At 41.1% G+C, this 18,087-nt stretch carries 10 protein-coding genes and 1 tRNA gene; 1 reads left to right on the plus strand and 10 read right to left on the minus strand.

Going from position 1 to position 18,087, the window contains the following annotated elements; genetic code table 11:
- Nucleotides 1-55 precede the first annotated feature (55 nt).
- The 5 genes from H6G76_RS02700 to H6G76_RS02720 form a co-directional block, all read right to left on the minus strand.
- Nucleotides 56-5,335: a response regulator gene (locus tag H6G76_RS02700; protein WP_190695052.1), complete on the minus strand. Its 5,280-nt coding sequence runs from the start codon at nt 5,333-5,335 to the stop codon at nt 56-58.
- A 116-nt stretch (nt 5,336-5,451) separates the two neighbouring features.
- Complete coding sequence (locus tag H6G76_RS02705; RefSeq protein WP_190695053.1) at nt 5,452-8,316, minus strand: methyl-accepting chemotaxis protein; 2,865 nt, start codon at nt 8,314-8,316, stop codon at nt 5,452-5,454.
- Nucleotides 8,317-8,332: 16 nt separating this feature from the next.
- On the minus strand, nt 8,333-8,863 hold the full coding sequence (locus H6G76_RS02710; RefSeq protein WP_190695055.1) for a chemotaxis protein CheW: 531 nt from the start codon (nt 8,861-8,863) through the stop codon (nt 8,333-8,335).
- Between the two features lie 13 nt (nt 8,864-8,876).
- Nucleotides 8,877-9,242, minus strand: a complete 366-nt coding sequence (locus H6G76_RS02715; RefSeq protein WP_190695057.1) for a response regulator transcription factor — start codon at nt 9,240-9,242, stop codon at nt 8,877-8,879.
- Between the two features lie 181 nt (nt 9,243-9,423).
- On the minus strand, nt 9,424-10,629 hold the full coding sequence (locus tag H6G76_RS02720) for a response regulator (RefSeq protein WP_190695059.1): 1,206 nt from the start codon (nt 10,627-10,629) through the stop codon (nt 9,424-9,426).
- A 372-nt stretch (nt 10,630-11,001) separates the two neighbouring features.
- On the opposite strand from H6G76_RS02720, the gene hmpF reads away from it, so the two are divergent.
- On the plus strand, nt 11,002-12,759 hold the full coding sequence (hmpF, locus tag H6G76_RS02725) for a pilus motility taxis protein HmpF (protein ID WP_190695061.1): 1,758 nt from the start codon (nt 11,002-11,004) through the stop codon (nt 12,757-12,759).
- Between the two features lie 28 nt (nt 12,760-12,787).
- Here the strand turns inward: hmpF and tilS are convergent, their stop codons facing one another.
- The 5 genes from tilS to H6G76_RS02750 all read right to left on the minus strand — a co-directional run bounded on the left by tilS (nt 12,788) and on the right by H6G76_RS02750 (nt 18,061).
- Entirely contained in the window at nt 12,788-13,786 is a 999-nt protein-coding gene (gene tilS / locus H6G76_RS02730) for a tRNA lysidine(34) synthetase TilS (RefSeq protein WP_190695063.1), read from the minus strand.
- A 68-nt stretch (nt 13,787-13,854) separates the two neighbouring features.
- Complete coding sequence (gene ccsB / locus H6G76_RS02735; RefSeq protein WP_190695065.1) at nt 13,855-14,901, minus strand: c-type cytochrome biogenesis protein CcsB; 1,047 nt, start codon at nt 14,899-14,901, stop codon at nt 13,855-13,857.
- Between the two features lie 166 nt (nt 14,902-15,067).
- On the minus strand, nt 15,068-16,819 hold the full coding sequence (locus tag H6G76_RS02740; protein ID WP_190695067.1) for a DUF3352 domain-containing protein: 1,752 nt from the start codon (nt 16,817-16,819) through the stop codon (nt 15,068-15,070).
- A 391-nt stretch (nt 16,820-17,210) separates the two neighbouring features.
- Nucleotides 17,211-17,840 (minus strand): chorismate lyase, encoded by a 630-nt coding sequence (locus H6G76_RS02745; protein ID WP_190695070.1) that lies wholly within the window; start codon nt 17,838-17,840, stop codon nt 17,211-17,213.
- Between the two features lie 140 nt (nt 17,841-17,980).
- A tRNA-Leu gene (locus tag H6G76_RS02750) sits at nt 17,981-18,061 on the minus strand.
- Nucleotides 18,062-18,087: the final 26 nt, after the last annotated feature.

The raw sequence follows: 18,087 nt of genomic DNA on the forward strand, positions 1-18,087 counted from the left end.
TAGTTAAGTAGAGACGTAGCAATGCTACGTCTCTATATTATTTGTACTTACTTACCTAGCTACTGCTAACCAGTTTCTCGCCCTTGAGCATTCTAACTGCGGCTTCAAGTAAAGCCTCTTCCAGATAAGGTTTAGTAAAGTAACCGCTTGCGCCTAGTTGAATTGCCATTTGTCTGTGTTTGTCAGCACCGCGTGAGGTGAGCATTGCGATTGGTAGGTGGTTGAGACTGGAATCTTTTTGGATGCGTGAGAGTAACTCCAGACCGTCGCAACGGGGCATTTCAATATCGCAGAATACAATATCACAAGGTAATCCAGAGCGAAGTTTATCCCAAGCTTCTTGTCCATCACGGGCTTGTTCAACCCGATAACCTGCTTTGTTAAATGTCAGAGATAGTAATTCTCGAACTGTAATTGAGTCATCAACAATCAGCACAGTTGGATCAATTTTCTCAGCCTGAGCTTCGATAACAGCAGGTGGAGCTTTTTGCTGCCAAGTAGAACCACCAGTGTATTTAGACATCCGCCCTTGGAAGATGTCGATAATTTCTAACACGTCAGCAATGGGCATAATTCGACCATCGCCCAGGACGGTAGCACCTGCGACACCAATTGGTTTCGGTGCTGGCCCTTCAAATTGCTTGATTACAATTTCTTGTTCGCTGAGTACTAAGTCAATTTGTAAAGCAATTAAGGTATTGCCCGATCGCACCACAACTACAGAAACAGTATCATCATCACGAGTACCACCGTAAACATTACCGCGACTCAACTGGCGATTAAAAGATAACAGGTCTTTCAGTGGTCGGAATGGCAATACTGTATCGCGCCAAGAAATAAACGATTGCCCATCAGCATTATGCTGAATATTCTTGGCTGGTATATCTAAAGTATCTTCCACACCATCCATCGGGAAGGCTATCCGCGCTTTATCGGAGACACAGCAGAGAGCTTTACAAATACTTAAAGTTAGTGGTAAGCGAATTGTGAATGTCGTTCCCTTACCAATAGCCGAATCTGTATTGACAGTTCCGCGAATTTCGCTAATTTCGGAACGCACAACATCCATCCCCACGCCACGACCGGAGATTTCATCAGCCTGATCTTTCATACTAAAACCAGGCTGGAACAACAGGTCATACACTTCCATTCGGGAGATAGTTCTTGCCTGCTCTTTAGTAATCATCCCAACTTTCACAGCCTTCGCTTTAACACGTTCTGGCTCAATACCTGCACCGTCATCACCCACAGAAATTACTGTTTGGTTCCCCTGATGGAAGGCACGGATTGTAATTTCTCCTACAGGTGGTTTTCCTGATGTTTGACGTTCTTCTGGTGTTTCGATACCATGAGCGATCGCATTATTTAGCATATGAGTGAGCGGATCGGTGAGATGATCCAAAATCATCTTGTCGATTAAGGTATCACCACCTTCAATGACCAACTCCACTTGTTTACCGCACTTGATAGCGTTATCCCTAACACCACGCCGCAAGCGGTCAATCGCCTGAGAAAACGGCACCATGCGAGCGCGTGTTAATCCTTCTTGCAGTTGGGTTGTTACCTGACGGAATTGCCTTGCGACTCGCTCAGTTTCTTCGGTCACAAAGTCAATGTCACTCGCCGACTCTCGCACCCGAACAATCAGTTCAATCATTTCCTGAGACAGCGTATGGAATGGGGTGAACCGATCCATTTCTAGCTCACTAAAACCCCTGTCTGTATCATGTTCTGAAGTTGGCTGGTGGTTGGGTTTTTTGTGGCGAGTTGCTAGCAAAGAAGCTTCTAAAAGCGATCGCTCATATAACTCCTGCATTCTTGCTCCCACATCCGAAAGCTGTTGCACTTGAATTAATAAGTTATCAAGTGACTGTCGCAGCCGTTCATGATCCTGCTCTAAGGTATTACGATTGACAACCAATTCCCCAACTAAGTTGCTCATATCGTCCAGTTGCTTAACTGGCACTTTCATCGTTTCTTCAAATCTGGCACTGCGCCGACCCGTAGAACGATTCACTGTACTGGTGTTTGGTTTGACTGGCGAGGCGTGAGATATAGTTTTATCTGCTTCTGCTAACAGTTTTTCCAAATCACTAAATTCATCTTCTAATTCTGGTGATGAAATAGTACTGTTTGCAGGATGATTCAGCGCAGCTGGCGGAACGTCTTGGATATAACTGTTGTGAATTGCTGGAGTTGGCTGATTGTCTTCACCTAATAATGCTTCCAAAGCAGCAAAATCTTCGGCGGCGATCGCACCAGCATCGCTTGGTGGTTGTGTCTCACCTAGCAATGCTTCTAGATCAGCAAATTCATCATGATTGTCCTGTGTTTCTGGTGTTTTTGTTAACTCTGTTGGAGAGATTGCCTCTAATTCTGGGATGTCAACATTAATGTTTTCCACCTCAGTGATTGGTACATCTAATGATATTTCGCTAGTTTCTAATAATAGTTCTGATGAATCTGCTGTTTCTCTTAATACATCAATTGCAATAGTTTCATTAATATTTTCATAAATCTCTAGTTTTAATCCCTCTTCCTCCGCCACCTGATCTGCCATTAGTTCTTCTAAGCTGGCATCGGCTGATGGAGTAAATTCTGTTAAAAATAAATCAAAATTGTCTGTAGATGTTTGTTCTTTGATTTCAGAACTATGACTATTTTCTATATTTAATAGTTCAGCAAATAAAGGTGCTGCATCATCTTCAAGGACTGGCAACTGCGAAAACTCGATTATTTCTGTTTCTGCAATTAACTTATCTAAGTCTGCATCTGATTCACTAGTTTCTGTAGTGAATAACTCATCTAATAAACCTAATTCTACATCTTCCTGAATTATAGTTTCGTTAAAAGATGCGATCGCTTCTATGTTAGTTTCAGATAATTCTTGAGAATTGCTATTTGGCAATAAATTCAAAGATGCATTATTTGTAATGTCTAGTTGAATATTAGTTTTATCAACTGACAATTCTAATTCCTCAAGAGAACTAGGTTGATTTTCCTCAGATTGTGTATCTAAAGAATCAAATAGATTTAGTTCTAGCTCCCCGAAGGTTTGCGGAGAATCCCCAGATAAGACTTCTGAAGAGGTGAATTCTGGAGTGAAATCTACAGCCTCAGGTTGGTTAAAACTGGGCATCTCTGGCAAAGACAAATTGCGATCGCCAAAGGTTGGGGTCATTAATTCCCCAAATAAATCATCTTGAATATCTGAAGTAAATTCAATATCTGGTTGGAGGAAAGTTAGCTCAAAATCATCTCCATAATCTTCTGTAATTCCAGAACCAGATTCTTGAACATTACCAAAAATTTCCCCAGAAGCCGCAGCCGCGAATAAACTTTCTTCTAAAGCTTTGGCGACATCTTCTTCTATAACTGCATCAAATTCTGACTGTGTTTCTACTTCCTCAGTAGAATTCCAAAAGCTACTCAAATCTTCATCAGAATGAGCAAAATCTGTTTCTATAACAACAGGACTATCAAATAAGTCATTGATTTCTAAGTTATCTGTAGGTATCAGGACATTTTCTTCAGTTTCAGCAAACAGTCCATCTAAAGTGTTTAACTCAAATGATGTTGACTGAAGCTCTGCTACAGATTCGTTAGGTTTTTCTTCTAATATATTTGTATCTGAAGTTTCTAAGAATAATTCATCTAAAATGCTTTGTTGAGCAGCAGATACTTTATTAACTGGAACCTCAACTTTTGGTTGAGCTACTTCGTTGTGAGCCAGGTTTAATAAGTCATCTATTGCTTCCTCTCTACTTGTTTGTGCAGTAGATTGCTGGGGTTGACTAGCAACCTCTGACAATTCCTGTAAGCTTTCTGCTGAGTTTGTAGCAGTTTGGAGTTCTGTATTCTCTTTTTCTAAGAAATTATCATCAAATAATAATCCTAAATCTTCTGTTGTGCTGAAGGTAGCAGATGGATCATCGAAGCTTATTTCTTCATCAAAAGTTAGAAAATCGGCTAGGTCACTATCATTATCTTCCGCAGGAATATCTGTAATATCTATTCCTAATTCATTAACAGAATTAATATCAATAATTTCTTCTTGTTGCCAAGTTTCATCTAATTCTGGCGTTTCGCCTTCAAATAAATCAGCTAAAGTATTTAACTCTGCTAATCCAACCTCTGGCCCGTGATGGTGAATTCTATTAACAGTTAGTGGCGTATCGTCTTCACCAAACAAAGAATTCCCAGTCTGTGCTTTAGTCAGATTATCGATATTATCGCTGGCGATCGCACTCGGTTCTTGTTTTAGCTGTTGGGTTATCTCTGTCAGGCTTGTAACACTGTCTATTGGTTGTACAGTTTCAACAGGCAAAACTTCTTCATGAGTCTGGGTTTCGCTGGTTGCAGCTGGTTCATCGTCAAATAAACCCAGAGTCAAGTCAAATAAATCAAGTTCGGGTAAACTCAGCAGTGCTTCTAGTTGCTGACTAATAACAATCTCAGCCTCTCTACCTTGGAGAACTAATTCCTGAGCTTGTTTAATTTCTGTAATAACAATTTTGGCTAAAGTAAGATAAGTATTTTGATAATTGCCGATCGCATTAGCTGCTGATTGACATAAATTAGACCAATTAGGAAGATGCCATTTCTGCCCTAACTTCTCTAATTGACGACAACACTGTTGAAGATTTTGCCGTGATTCGGATGTTGCTTGTTGTTTAAAGAGTAGCAACATTTCCCGCAGAGCTTGTAGAACATGATTTTGAAAATCACTCCAATTATCTGGTGCGGTTACGGCTGGGGATGACGTAGATAAAGGCGATGTGGCTGGTTGTTGAGTCTTTTCTTGTTCTGTTGAAGTATCCCTTCGCCAGAAAATTTCTGTCAGCGAATTAACACTCTCAATTGTCGGTGTTTGTAGTACTGTCTTTTCATCATGGTCTGGGCCACTATTACCTTTTTGTACTAGCAGTTCTAAATGATCATTCAGCCATGTGAAGACTGGTTCAGCTTCCGACATTAGAGTGTTGGCGGCTTCTTCCGATAGACCAAAAGGCCCGCTCAAATGTTCTAACAAAGCTTTGAGGGTATCAGCTACGCCCAAAAATAGAGACTCTAATTTTTCATCAACTCGAATTGGATGCTCTTTGAGGATTTTAAAGCAATCTTCCAGACGATGAGCCGTGTGCTGGATGCTACTCAGACCCAGCATTGCCGCTCCTCCTTTAATGGAGTGGGCTGCCCGGAAGACTTCGTTGAGCATTTCCGGGTCGTTCAAGGTACTTTGAAGATTCAATAACCCCTGTTCAATAGTGTTCAGGTGGTCTCGCGCTTCTTCGATAAAGTAACCCAAAATCCGCTGTTGTTGTTCCGGCAGCATAATTTTTTAGTCAAGAGTCAATGGTCAAGAGTCAATGGTCAAGGTCAATAATCAATAGCATCAGTCATCAGTCAATAAGTTGAACTATGGACTATTGACTATGGACTAATGACTAATTACTTTGATTCGAGGGTATCTACACGGAAACGCTCAACGGAAGCAATTAAGTCACGGGATACACCCACTAGGTTTTGGAGTGCGCCAGAAACTCGCTGTGCTTCCTGGGAGGTTTCTTGGGCTGTGAGTTCTACTGATTGCATAACTTGGGCGACAGCACGGGAAGTTTCGGTCTGTTCTACCGTATCACTGGTAATTGAACGCACAAGAATATCAATCCGATTCGCTACTTGAATAATATTTTCCAGCGATCGCTTGGCTTCTTCAGCCAGTTTTGTGCCTTTAATTACCTGTTGTGTGCCTTCTTCCATTGCGTTCATTACTGAGCTAGTTTCACTTTGGATTTGCATCACAATCTGCTCAATTTCTTTTAAGGATTTAGCGGATTTATCTGCTAACTGGCGGACTTCATCAGCTACGATCGCAAATCCTCTTCCGGCTTCGCCTGCCCGTGCTGCCTCAATACTGGCGTTGAGAGCGAGTAAGTTGGTACGGGAGGCAATTTGCGAAATTAAGGCCACAATCTTAGAAATTTCTTGAGAAGATTCTGCTAGTCGCTTCACCTTACGGGTAGTTTCTGCTACAGTTTCTCGAATTTCTAAAATCCCGGCGACGGTGTTCTCTACCGCTTCCCCACCTTTGAGAGCGATGCTACTAGCATCACGGGCAACGGTTTCAGCTTCCCGCGCTGCTTCTGCTACCCGTTGAATGGAGTCGGTCATTACCTGCACAGAATTTAAGGTGACTGCCAACTCTTCTGCTTGTCGCAAAGCGTCACTAGATAAAGCTCTCGCAAAGGTTTCAGAATTTGTCGCACCTTTGGTTACTTCCCTGGCTGCAACTTTTACCTGTTGGACAATATCGCGCAGGTTTTGAATTGTCAGGTTAAAAGCATCGGCAACGGCTCCTAGTACGTCGGCTGTCACCTCAGCTTGCACTGTTAAATCACCTCTGGCTGCTCCTTCTACGTCGTCTAGTAAACGAATTACTTGACGTTGCAAGTTTTCTTTGGCTTCTTCTTGTTCATCGGCTTTGCGTTGGGCTTCATTGGTAGTTGTGAAAATCACCCGTGCCATTTCGTTAAAGCCGGTAGCCAAGAGTCCTAATTCATCCTCGGAATATACTGTTGCTTGAACATTGAGATTGCCTTGACGGACGGCATCAAACTGATTTTGCAGATCCTTAGTCGTCCGACGAATTTGCTTGATAGTGAGATTGCCCATAAAAGCGGCAGTTGCAAATCCAGACAGTCCGGCAGCCAGGGACATTGCCCAACCTGTATTGCGGATGGATTCTCGCTGTGATGCTGGCGAAAAGGAAGTAGCACCAAAGCTAACAATAGCTACAACTAACGCCGAGAATATACCTACAGTACCAGCAACTAATAAAGGCTTTTTATCTAAGGAAGCATTTTCTAAGGGTGCTAACCAACCTTGCTCAACACTAGCAACCGCTTCTAGTTTTGAGACATCAGTTTGCGTAAATATCGGGACTGCTTCTTGAGAACCTGTAATGGTGAACAATTCCTCATCGCGATCGCTTGCGGAATTATTGGTTGTCGGTTCTGTAAATTTATTGTGGGGACTACCAGCAGTTTCTAATGGCCCGGACAACATCACATCCCCAAAGCTAGCTTCTGCATCTGCTAATTCAAACCCAGGAATGTTGCCCAGATCATCAAATTCATCAAAATCGTCTAAAAACTCGATATTGCTTTTAGAACTGTTGTTACTACCTTTATTATCGTCATCTGAGCCAAAGGCTGATTCAAATGCTTCAAAGTCAAAATTATCATCCCCATCAAAGGAGTTGGTATCGAAGGTAGTACCAGCCTTTAGTGGACTTTGCCAAGAGAAATCATCAGTAGCAGATGAGTTAGTTGTTGAAGAATTCCCACTAAGTTCTACTTGGTCTAACCAATTACTGGATGTAGTTGTAAATAAATTTTCTTGATTGCTTTTTAATTCATTGTTTGGTGCTGTCACATTGGGGATATCCTTGGAGGATTCCGGTAAACTTTCATCCAGAGTACCCACTTTCAATCCCAAATCTGCCATACCTGGCTCTGGATATTTTTTTCCGATAAATTCAGATGAGGTATCTAAACTATTAGTTGTTGATAAATCAACTGGCGCAAACGGAGAATCAACACTATTACTAGCAAAAGGTGAGCTTTCGTAACTTTTATCTATGTCACTGTCAAAGGAGTTAGTAGAAATTTCGGACTCGTCTAAATCTAGCGATGGTATCTCTTCTTGCCAGAAAGCTGGTAAATCTAATGTTATTTGTGCCTCTGAGTTAGCATTAAGTTCCTGACTATCTGAAAATTGGCTTAATGCAAAGGGATCATCAATAATAGATGATTCCTCAGCCGTTTTCTTAATGACAATACTATCTGTGGGAATATCAAACGGATTTAAAGATTGTTGAGATTCTTCAAAACTGTTTAGCTCAGTGTTGTGGCTATCTAGGTTAGCAAACGTTCCTAAATCTTGTAAATCTGATGTATCTAATTCGGCAGCATCAATATCTGCAAAATTTATTGGTTCATCAAGCTCTCCAGGGTTTACCTGAGCCTCTAACGGCTGTAGATATTGATTGATATTCTCCAGCCCATTTTTAGCAAAGCTAATAATGTCTGGTTCATCAGTCAACTGCAAAACTTTCTGATATTCTGCTTTGGCGACATCATACTGCTGCAAAACATAGTAGATGTGACCCCTCAATAAATGGCAGTTGGGGTCATCTGGTACATTCTGCACTACCTGATCAACTAAGGTAGCGGCAAATTCATAGTCTTGTTCAGCGTAGGCTGTACAAGCCTGCTGATATGTTTCCAGGTAATCTTCTATACTAGCTGCCATTTACTCCCCTCCAATATCATCCTGCCCACCTCGCACTCCGCACAATTGCCGTTTGATCGAGCAGTCGAAGACACTGGTTTTTTTTAGCACCTATTAACCACTCGCCACGCAAAAAGGGAGCCATTGTATCTGGTAGATTTGTTGGTGGCATTAAATTCTGGACATCCAGCCAATCCATGCCTCCAACTTCGTCCACTGCCAAACCAACTATTGTTTCTTGCTCCTCAATCGCAATCACTGAAATTTCTGCTCTATCAGTATTTAACGCAGTTACTTCGCCAAGAAATTGACCCAAATCAGCCACCCAAATTACTCGACCTCGTAAATTTAGAGTACCCAAAAGTAAAGGCGAAGCATTAGGTATTGGCGTGATTCGATCAGGACTTAATTCCATGACTTCACGAATACCAGTGGCTGGTAGTGCAAACTCCTGATGCGAGGGAATGTAAAACCGTAAATGTAACTCACCTTCAGGACTTTCTACTTGTAATTCAGGACGAAAGTGGTCTTGACCATTTCCACTCAAAAAGTCCGGTAACTTGCCCATGTTGTATTCATCCTTATCCTCGCAGCAATTGTTTGACTGTTCCTACCAATTCAGTTGGTTGAAATGGTTTGGCTATATAAGCATCTGCACCCTGTTTCATCCCCCAGTAGCGGTCAAATTCTTCACCTTTAGAAGAACACATCACTACGGGAACATTTTGGGTTTTGGGATCAGATTTTAACCGACGGCACAATTCGTAGCCATTCATTCGCGGCATGACAATATCTAAGACCACTAAATCTGGATGAGAGCTTTGAATGGCCTCCAAGGCTTCTAATCCGTCACTGGCATAGATGACTGTTAAACCAGTGGCTTTCAGGAGGTCAATAATCATTTCCCTCTGCGCGATACTGTCTTCCACAATCAGAACTGTACTCATAAATGCTCATCTACCTCCTGATGTAGACGTTCCTTTTTGGAACATTCCCTGAATCTCCGTAATAAGTTATGTATAAAATTATGCTATTATTTTTCTATTTCCTAGATAATAATTTGGCACTGGGGTTGGTTGATTCTGTGATAACATTTTTTACCCCATGTTTATCGATTCCACAAGTCTTCTATTTCTTTGGTGTTCCCATAAAAGACTTGTAATTAACATATTTTTCAACCAGCATGACTAATTCAGAATCATCAAACGGTTTGGTTAAATAATCTGTAGCCCCGACCATTCTTGCTCTAACGCGGTCGATAAACCCGTCTTTACCAGTGAGCATAATAATTGGCACCAAGCGAAATGCCGTGGAATGCCGCAACATATTACAAATTTCGTAACCGTCTAATTCGGGCATGGCGATATCGCACAAAATTAAATCTGGTCGCAGTTGAAACATTAAACCCAGAGCTTCTAGGGGTTTAGTTAGGGCGATCGCTTCATAACCGTGTAACTTTAAAATTGACTCTACAGCCTCACATATCGTTGTTGAATCGTCAATACAAACTATTCGTGGGTAATAGTTTTCTTCTCCTCCTGACTCTGGTGTTAATGTCCGCAAACTATTTGTAGCTGAGTCTACTAGTTGCAACCAACCTTGCTGCACGTAAGGAGAGATAGCCTTAGCAACTGTCAACAAGTCTCGGTTGAGATAACGTGCCATTTGGCGTAGGGTAGTTTTGCCATCTGCCCAATGCTGTAGCTTCTTAAACGTTGTTTCTGACAGTGACGAGTTTAATTCTACTGTGTCAGCTAATATCGGTAATTGTTCAGGCGACTGAATCTGCGGATATAATCGCTTCCATCCTTGGACTTGCTGTGTAATTTTCGCCATTAAAGGCGCAATCTCAAAACTAATTAATTGTGGTGCTAGGGCGGCTCCTTGACGAAAAATAAAATTACCTTGGTGTAAACTCAGCAAGTCAAATAAAGTTTCTTGCACTAAGCGATTAATAATACTATGAGCTATCTTAGGGCTGATAATATTTCGCTCTAAAAGTGTCCAGAGATAGCCATACTCAGGCACATTTTGTGTTGCTAAGTAAATATTCTGCTTTTGATTATTAGATTGAGTCTCGACTCGGTAATGACGTAAGTAATCGTCAATCCGCGATAAATTACTATCGCCTGCTTGGCAATAAATAATTTGACCATTAAGGAAAAAGACAAACCAAAATTGTTTTCTGCTATGGTGATTTTTTACAGACTCATCTTGTGCCAGATTCTCTTGTGTATCAAAACCTGCTTCGACTAAAAGTTGTCCAGTTCGCTGCCCTAACTCAATCAACTGCAATATACTGCGAATATCAATTTCATTTAAATTTCCTTGCATTTAGCTCAACGTTACTCCTTGTTTTATTCCTGGCTTAAGTTTGCCCTTTAATTTCTGATAAATTGACCATAGGTACAGTAACTTATTAGCTCCGTGTCTTAGCGATATTATTTCTATTACAACTAATGTCTATCAGGAGATACATCTAGTCACAAACCGTAAATTTTCGTAATAGAGCTTGAGTAAAGATAGTGATAACACGGAAGTCATCATCACTGTTACAGTACAAAATATAAGGCGGGAGCAAATCGCTTCTATAAATAGTTTTGTCTGTCTTGTTTTCCTACACTAAAGTGAAATAAGACAAGCTAACAGAATTATCTGAGGTATATCTCAAAACACGGGCATTAAGTACGCAAAAGGACGAACGGTGTGCTGTATTTAGCAGAAGTACAAAAGCAGAAAGGCGGCTTACTTAGTGGTGGTTCTAAAACCGAATTGAAACTGCTAGCTTGTCAGCGAACCGACCAGAATTGGAGTACTGTGTCGGAAGATGTGATCACCGCAGAGGAAGCAAGTAAATTAAATGATGGCGCACTAGTGCTAGTAGAAATGAATCCTAATCGTCAAGTACAGAGGATTCAAGAAGCAGGGCGGCCATTAGTGAATATATTGCAAAATTTTTCTCGTCAGCTAGAAAAATTTAAATTAAAGGAAGATGAAATAGATCAGTGGAAGCAGTCACTAACATTCCAGGCGCAAGAAATGAATCGCCGGGAAATGGAAATGGAGGTGCGCTTAGAACAGTTGCAACAACTGGAAGATGATTGTCAACGTCTAGAAGAGCAAAAACAGGAAATTGACTCATCTAGAGAAGAAGTTGAAAAATTAAAAGCTGAAATTGAGCGTAACCGTCAAGAGTTAGAAGGCGCGTGGGAGCATCTGCGCGGCGAACAGCGACGCTTAGAAGAACGACAAGCCCAGTTGCAACAAGGTAATGTTTTAGATGAAGAACAAAGTCGGGTGATGAGTGATTTATTAAATCGCTTATCTAGCCGTGTTGCACCAACGGAAACAGTCAGAGAACATCTGCATCAAGCTTTTGAATTAGTCGAACAGCAACAAGCAGCTTTAAACCCTCACTGGGAACAACTGGAGCAGCAAAAAACCTTAGCAGCACAACAGCAAGAAGAAGTTGAGCATCTTGCCCAAACTTTAAGCGATCGCCAAAACGAATTGCAACAACTACGTAATTCTTTAGAACAGCAAACGGCTCAATTAAAAGTAAATACTGCAACGATTAGTAGTAAGCAAGAATATGCTCAACTAATCAAAGAACAGTTGCAATATCAAGAAGATTTATCTCATAAAATTAACTCTTTATCTGCCATTTCTAGCGATAACTCTAATTATAAAATTGATATAGAAGCATTAGAAAAAATGCCTTTAGATGAACTGCAAAAAACAGTTCAGGAATTAATAAAAAAATTAGAAATTGATTCTACCTTCGTCCACGAGCAGGAACAAGAACTGCAATATAAGCAGGCAGATATAGAAGAATTACAACGCAAACTTAGCCAAGCTTCTGGCCAGGAGCATAGCAATTTGGAAATTGAACTGGCAGATGAAAAAGACCATTATCAAATGCTCAACAAGACTTTAGAAGGTCAACGCCGTAGTTTGTTGCAGCATCAAAAAATTATTCAGCAGCACCAAAATATATTGCTCCAGCGACAAGGACAACCCGTTGCTGCTAGAGAAGAAGTTAACCACCTTGACTTTGCTCCGATTTTGTCTCAAATCAATAGCCAAAGACAACAACAATCGCAAGAGCTACAAAAAATCGAACAGCAAATTGAGCAAATGCGCTCTGCAATTGACCTAGATCAAGGAATGATTGATAACCAAACTCATGATTTAGAACAAAAACAACAAGAAGTTAAAACTTTAGAAGCTAATTTAGAGTCTTTAAGAGTAGCTGCTGCTGAATGCTGGAGCCGAGTCAATTTATATCAAAATACATTACAGCCAATTCAGGATTCTTTGGACAGTTTGCGGCACAAACTACAAGGAATTAGTGATTCTTTGGCTCACGTGCAAGAAACTGGTGATTATCAACTACAAATTATTACCGAGATGCGTCAAACTCTCCAAAGTTTGTTATGTCAGCCAGAATTATTAGCGTCTTGAGAATTAGAGACGTTGCAGTGCAACGTCTCTACAATATGACAATCCAATCACCTTGTACTTGAGCGATCGCACCACCAGGAAAGGGATCGGTTTGTGAGCGATTAGGTGCTATGATTAAAGCCGTTAATTTTTCAATATGTTCAAAATTAGGTGCTTCCGGTAAAATTTCTCGCAATACCTGTCGCATAACTCGACGTTGTAAAGCTTTTGGTGCTTTCTGTAATACCCGACGATTTAGTGTTAGAAAATTTTGCTCCCCACTTCCAACTCCCAACTCCCCACTCCCTATAACCGCTTCTTCTCGCAATTGCTGAGTGGCTTGTTCTAAATAATCTACATCTGCTTGCAGTAATTCTGCTGTTTGAGCTAAAGCTGATTCTATTTTGGGGTTAAAGTTTGCTTGCAAATAGGGAATTAATTCTTGACGGATACGATTACGGGCATACTTAACATTTTGATTGGTAGAATCTTCCCAAACAGGTAATTGAAAATCTTGACAAAATTGCCCTGTTTCTTGACGAGTAATTTCTAAAAGTGGACGCACTAGCGTAATATCTTCAGATAAAGGACGTTGCCAAGTTAAGGCTTGCAAACCGTCTGCACCAGTGCCACGCATTAAATTATAAATTAGGGTTTCGGCGCGATCGCTTGCCGTGTGTCCAGTAATTATGTATTGATAATTGTATTGTTGGGCGACCACGCTTAAAGCTTGATACCGCCAATCACGCGCCGTCGCTTCACTATTTACAGGTTTATGGGCAGTTTCTAAATAAAAATTTAAACCCCAATTTTTAGCTAACTTTTCTACATGATGAGCATTAGCTTGCGAATCCTCACGCCAGCGATGATCGCAGTGAGCAATACTTAAATGCCATCCCCATTTTGGTTGTAAATCTAATAGTAATTTAATTAAGCAGAGAGAATCCTGCCCACCAGAAACAGCAACTAATAGCCGTTCATTTTGTTTAAATAAATAACGCGATTTGATAGTTCGATGAATTTTTGCATGTAGGGGAGTCCATACCATTAATAATTTGTAGTTAAAAATTACCAATCAATTTCACCCCTCTTTATGGGCAAAGAGGGGTAAAGCTATTAAAAAAACCAACCGTAAGAATGTAAACCTTTACCTAAAAGATTCACACCGAGATAACAAATCCAAACGACAACGAAGCCACTTGCAGCTAAAATTGCGGGGCGACGACCTTGCCAACCGCGAGTAATTCTAGCGTGGAGGTAAGCTGCAAAAACTAACCAAGTAATTAATGCCCAGGTTTCTTTGGGATCCCAACTCCAGTAAGAACCCCAAGCTTCGTTTGCCCAAACTGCACCGGCAATAATTCCAATTGTTAGCAGCGGAAATCCTAACCCAATGATGCGATAGCTAATGTTATCCAGAGTTTCGGCAAGTCCCAAGCGTTGAGGAGAAAGCGGTTCAGCAACTACCGCGCTTTCTGATTGCGGATTAGTCACTAAATTCAAAACGGCAGTGCTACCGTTACCGTTGTTAGTGTTAGTTTCAAAACGACGCGCAAAACCGTTATTATCTACAGGCGGTGTTGTTGGCTGAGTAATCAGTTGACCTGCTTTGTGTAAGCGGTAGCCACCAGTTCCGACAGAACTACCTTGTAGTTGAATATTTTGACCGCGAGTAACAACCAAAAAAGCGATCGCTAACACTGAACCTACCATTAAAGCAGCGTAGCTCAACATCATAACGCTGACGTGCATCATCAGCCAGTTAGATTTCAACGCAGGTACTAAGGGTTCTGCTGCTTGCATATCTGATGGTAACGTCAAGGCAGCAAAGGCTGTGATTCCCATTGCTACGGGGGTAGTAAAAACTCCCACCAAGCGGCTACGACTACCATTTTCGGCAATTAAATGGACTGTCGTGATTCCCCAAGCTAAGAAAAACAAAGATTCGTACAAGTTGCTCAGGGGAAAATAACCTGCTTCTATCCATCTTGCACCGAGCAGGGTAGCAATGCAAAGATTAGCGATCGCCATTCCGGCTGTTCCCAAGGCGGCTATTGCTGGCAGAGTTGGAAAAGCTGCTCCTACCCAATACACCAACATGGTGAGGAATAGTACAGCAAATGCGGCATTGTCTAGCCAGTTCTGGAGTACAACCAGATTCATAAAGTGTTCTCCCCAGTCGATTTCTGAAAATTTTAATTTTGACTGTTTTGATCCTACCTATTTATATGCTCACGATAGATAGATAAATCAAGGCTATATAAAAGTAAACACACTAACATAGAGAAAAACAGGTGTTTTCCTCAATATTCCCCAACTAAGTTTAAATTCAACGATTTGAACTACTAATGTTGGGATGAATATTTGAATTACTTGAAGCGTTTGAGTTACTAGCTTTTTTTAGAGATAGAAAAATATCGTAGCGTGTACTGCGACTATCGCTCACAGCCGTTGTTACACCAATTGAACGAGTTGCTTCTAAGAAATTTTTTTGTTTGGGGAACAGAGTATTAAGAGTAAAGTTATTTACCATCCGTTCCACATCTAAGAAGAATTGCCCATTGGTGGGATTGGGTTCTGTGGGAACTGTTTGTTGATATGACAGATTACTAGCTAGTGTTTTGTTTGGTTTAGGAACAATCTTATCGGTGATCGGCGCGCCTAAAACTAAGAAAGCGATATCTTTATCTAACCAGCCGTGACTAGCAGTTAAAGTTCCAAAAGGCCCAATCCAGTTAACAACAGGTTGACCGGCGACGGTTCCCTGCTGAATCTGAAATTGATATTGAGTTTTAATCACATCATCGAGCTTTTGCAGAGAAGATTCAGCTAATTTGCGATCGCTCACTTTTACCATAAACACCAACCCGGCTCTAAAATCTCCTGGGGTATTGTTTTTTGGTGTATTAGGAACTAAAGAAACAGCAAATTCACCTTTCATCCAACTCAGGAAATCTCGCTCCATGTCGAGAGTCGTTAGAGATTTTACACCACTCCGCAGTTGGTCTGGTGATACGGGTGAAAGCGGATTCCCTTGCGATGTTAAAACGTACTCTCCCCACAAACGTTGTAAGTTACTACCTGATAACATCATCAAGGTTTCTGCTGGCATCCGTTCCTGCATATTGCCTGCGGTGTTATCTAGTGATAGTAGGCGTTGGCTTTGCGGCTTCAGCCAAGAAACGCCTTTTAAACGTATGCCTTCTGACTCTAAAGTAACAGTTCCGGCCAAACCTTGATTATTTTGCAGCTGCGCCAAAACTTGGGCTGGTAAGCGGCGATTAGGCGCAGTAGTAGCGATTTTAGCTGCTGTTGGCACATTCACATAAAACTGAGCAAAAGCACCATTCTCAGCAATTTTTGGAAAATTATCAGCAAAACCACCAACTGTGGCTAGAGATGTTTTATTTTTATAGGCATCAATTGCCCGTTCTGTAGTTTTCGGATTATCAGTGATAACTAAATAGCGACCATCCAATAATGTCGCTGAAAGGTTTGTTCCAGATTCTCCTTCGCTTTGTTTAATAGCGATCCCTTGATAAGTGCGCTCAGTCCATTTGCCTGTTTTTAAACCTTTGGGTTGAGCCAAGATTTTCTTAGCCAGATCAGAGTTTTTGACTGGCAAAACCATCACCATTGATTGTTGACTATTAACAGCAACGCTATCAATTGCCACAGGCTTGGCGGTAGCTTGAGTAGTGTCTGGAGCTAGAATTGCAAAGGTAACTTCTTCATCTACCCAAGGTTTAATATCTTGCTCAAAGTTATAACCGTTACTAGTCAGAAAGCGATCGCGTAACTGTAGTAAATTTTTTTGTAACTCTGCTTGCGATTCTTTTGTGCCGAACTGCTGTAATTTCTGCCATTGTTGGGAGTCTGTAGTTAGAGAAACTGCAAACAAAGCATCACTCGGAATAATATTTGCACCTACTAGGGAATTTTGCGAAAATAAACTTCCTTGGTTTAACAACCGATAGGCAACGCCGCCACCAATAATTAACAACCCAGTAGCCGAGAGCGTTAGTGCCAAAGACGGTTTCTGCTTTCTTTTCTTATTAATAGACACAATAGGCATCGCCATTGAAACCAATACCTCATACTTGCGAATTCTTTGCTTGGTCAAGTAAACTCAAGCTTTTCCCATAATTGTGGGCATTTCTTTAATAAATTTCTCTACTCTAAACTTTTGATCATCTTAGGATAATCGAGTTCAGCTATATAAAGTAGTACTTTTATTAGTTAACCTTTCTAACACGCTTTGTTCTATTTGGCAGGAAAGACTTAGGATGAGGGATAATTTTTTCCAAACATTCTGAGGATATAACTAACTGCAAAAAGCTGCAAGTAATCAGTAATCTGTAACCTTTATTACTGACATAACTTAAAGATTTTGCATTTAATGGTCTAAAAATTAACTTTAATTAGCAATTTTAATAAGTTGTTAAATTAGTGTTAGCGATCGCTGCCTCATTTTATACTTTGCCATTAGCAGAAACCAACTGCATCGGCCCTAAATATTTGGTTAAATAAGGCGAAAAAACCTCATAAATTAAAGTTAGAGGTTGCCCATGATGCCAAAACAAGTAGTGACGACCCCAAAATGGCCCAGCCACATCAAAACCAGACTGGAGTGCTGTCGATTCTCCATAGTAAATCCCTCGCACATCCCGATACAACTCTGTGCGTAAACGAGCTAAACTTGCCCAAATCGGCAATGAACGATTTTGCAAATAATCGTCTACATGGCTCGCTTCCCACCATGATGTAGCATAAGCCAATCTCTGACCCGAAGCAGTCCGCAGCCAAACTTGTCGTCTTAGTCGTGGCCCTGGTACAGCTTGAATTAAATCCGGCGCATCATCCGAGTCCATACCAATCAATGACATATCAATGACATCAACTTCAGTTGGCTCGCCTGTCAGTAATTCTAAATGCCTAGTTGGAGAACCGTCACCTAACAGCAGCAATTGCCAGGCAGGAGCTAGCTGCGTGTGCGGCAAACTTTTTTGGATGATTTGCTCATCCCCTTGCCAAATTGGAGTTAGGCGATGCCAAGCTGCTGGCATTGTTGAGTTGTTTGTCAGAGAAAAAATAGCAGTCAATGTTATTTACAAAAGTTCATCTATTTCTATAAAAGCACAAAAAACCTCCACTCATGCTGGCCTCAAAAGTTAATAGTCAACAGTCTTAGGCTTTTTACCCTTGACTATTGACTATTGACAGTTGACTATTCACCAAAAAATGCGGATGGCGAGACTCGAACTCGCAAGGCAAAGCCACACGCACCTCAAGCGTGCGCGTATACCAATTCCGCCACATCCGCGAGAGTTCACTAAATGACCAATATAG

The sequence above is a fragment of the Nostoc sp. FACHB-152 genome, assembly GCF_014697475.1.
Taxonomy (GTDB): domain Bacteria; phylum Cyanobacteriota; class Cyanobacteriia; order Cyanobacteriales; family Nostocaceae; genus Nostoc_B.

Coding starts and splice junctions, on each gene's coding strand:
- H6G76_RS02740 (WP_190695067.1), bottom strand. CDS start 16,819: ATGGCGATGCCTATTGTGTCTATTAATAAGAAAAGAAAGCAGAAACCG.
- ccsB (WP_190695065.1), bottom strand. CDS start 14,901: ATGAATCTGGTTGTACTCCAGAACTGGCTAGACAATGCCGCATTTGCT.
- tilS (WP_190695063.1), bottom strand. CDS start 13,786: ATGGTATGGACTCCCCTACATGCAAAAATTCATCGAACTATCAAATCG.
- H6G76_RS02720 (WP_190695059.1), bottom strand. CDS start 10,629: ATGCAAGGAAATTTAAATGAAATTGATATTCGCAGTATATTGCAGTTG.
- H6G76_RS02715 (WP_190695057.1), bottom strand. CDS start 9,242: ATGAGTACAGTTCTGATTGTGGAAGACAGTATCGCGCAGAGGGAAATG.
- H6G76_RS02700 (WP_190695052.1), bottom strand. CDS start 5,335: ATGCTGCCGGAACAACAACAGCGGATTTTGGGTTACTTTATCGAAGAA.
- H6G76_RS02710 (WP_190695055.1), bottom strand. CDS start 8,863: ATGGGCAAGTTACCGGACTTTTTGAGTGGAAATGGTCAAGACCACTTT.
- H6G76_RS02705 (WP_190695053.1), bottom strand. CDS start 8,316: ATGGCAGCTAGTATAGAAGATTACCTGGAAACATATCAGCAGGCTTGT.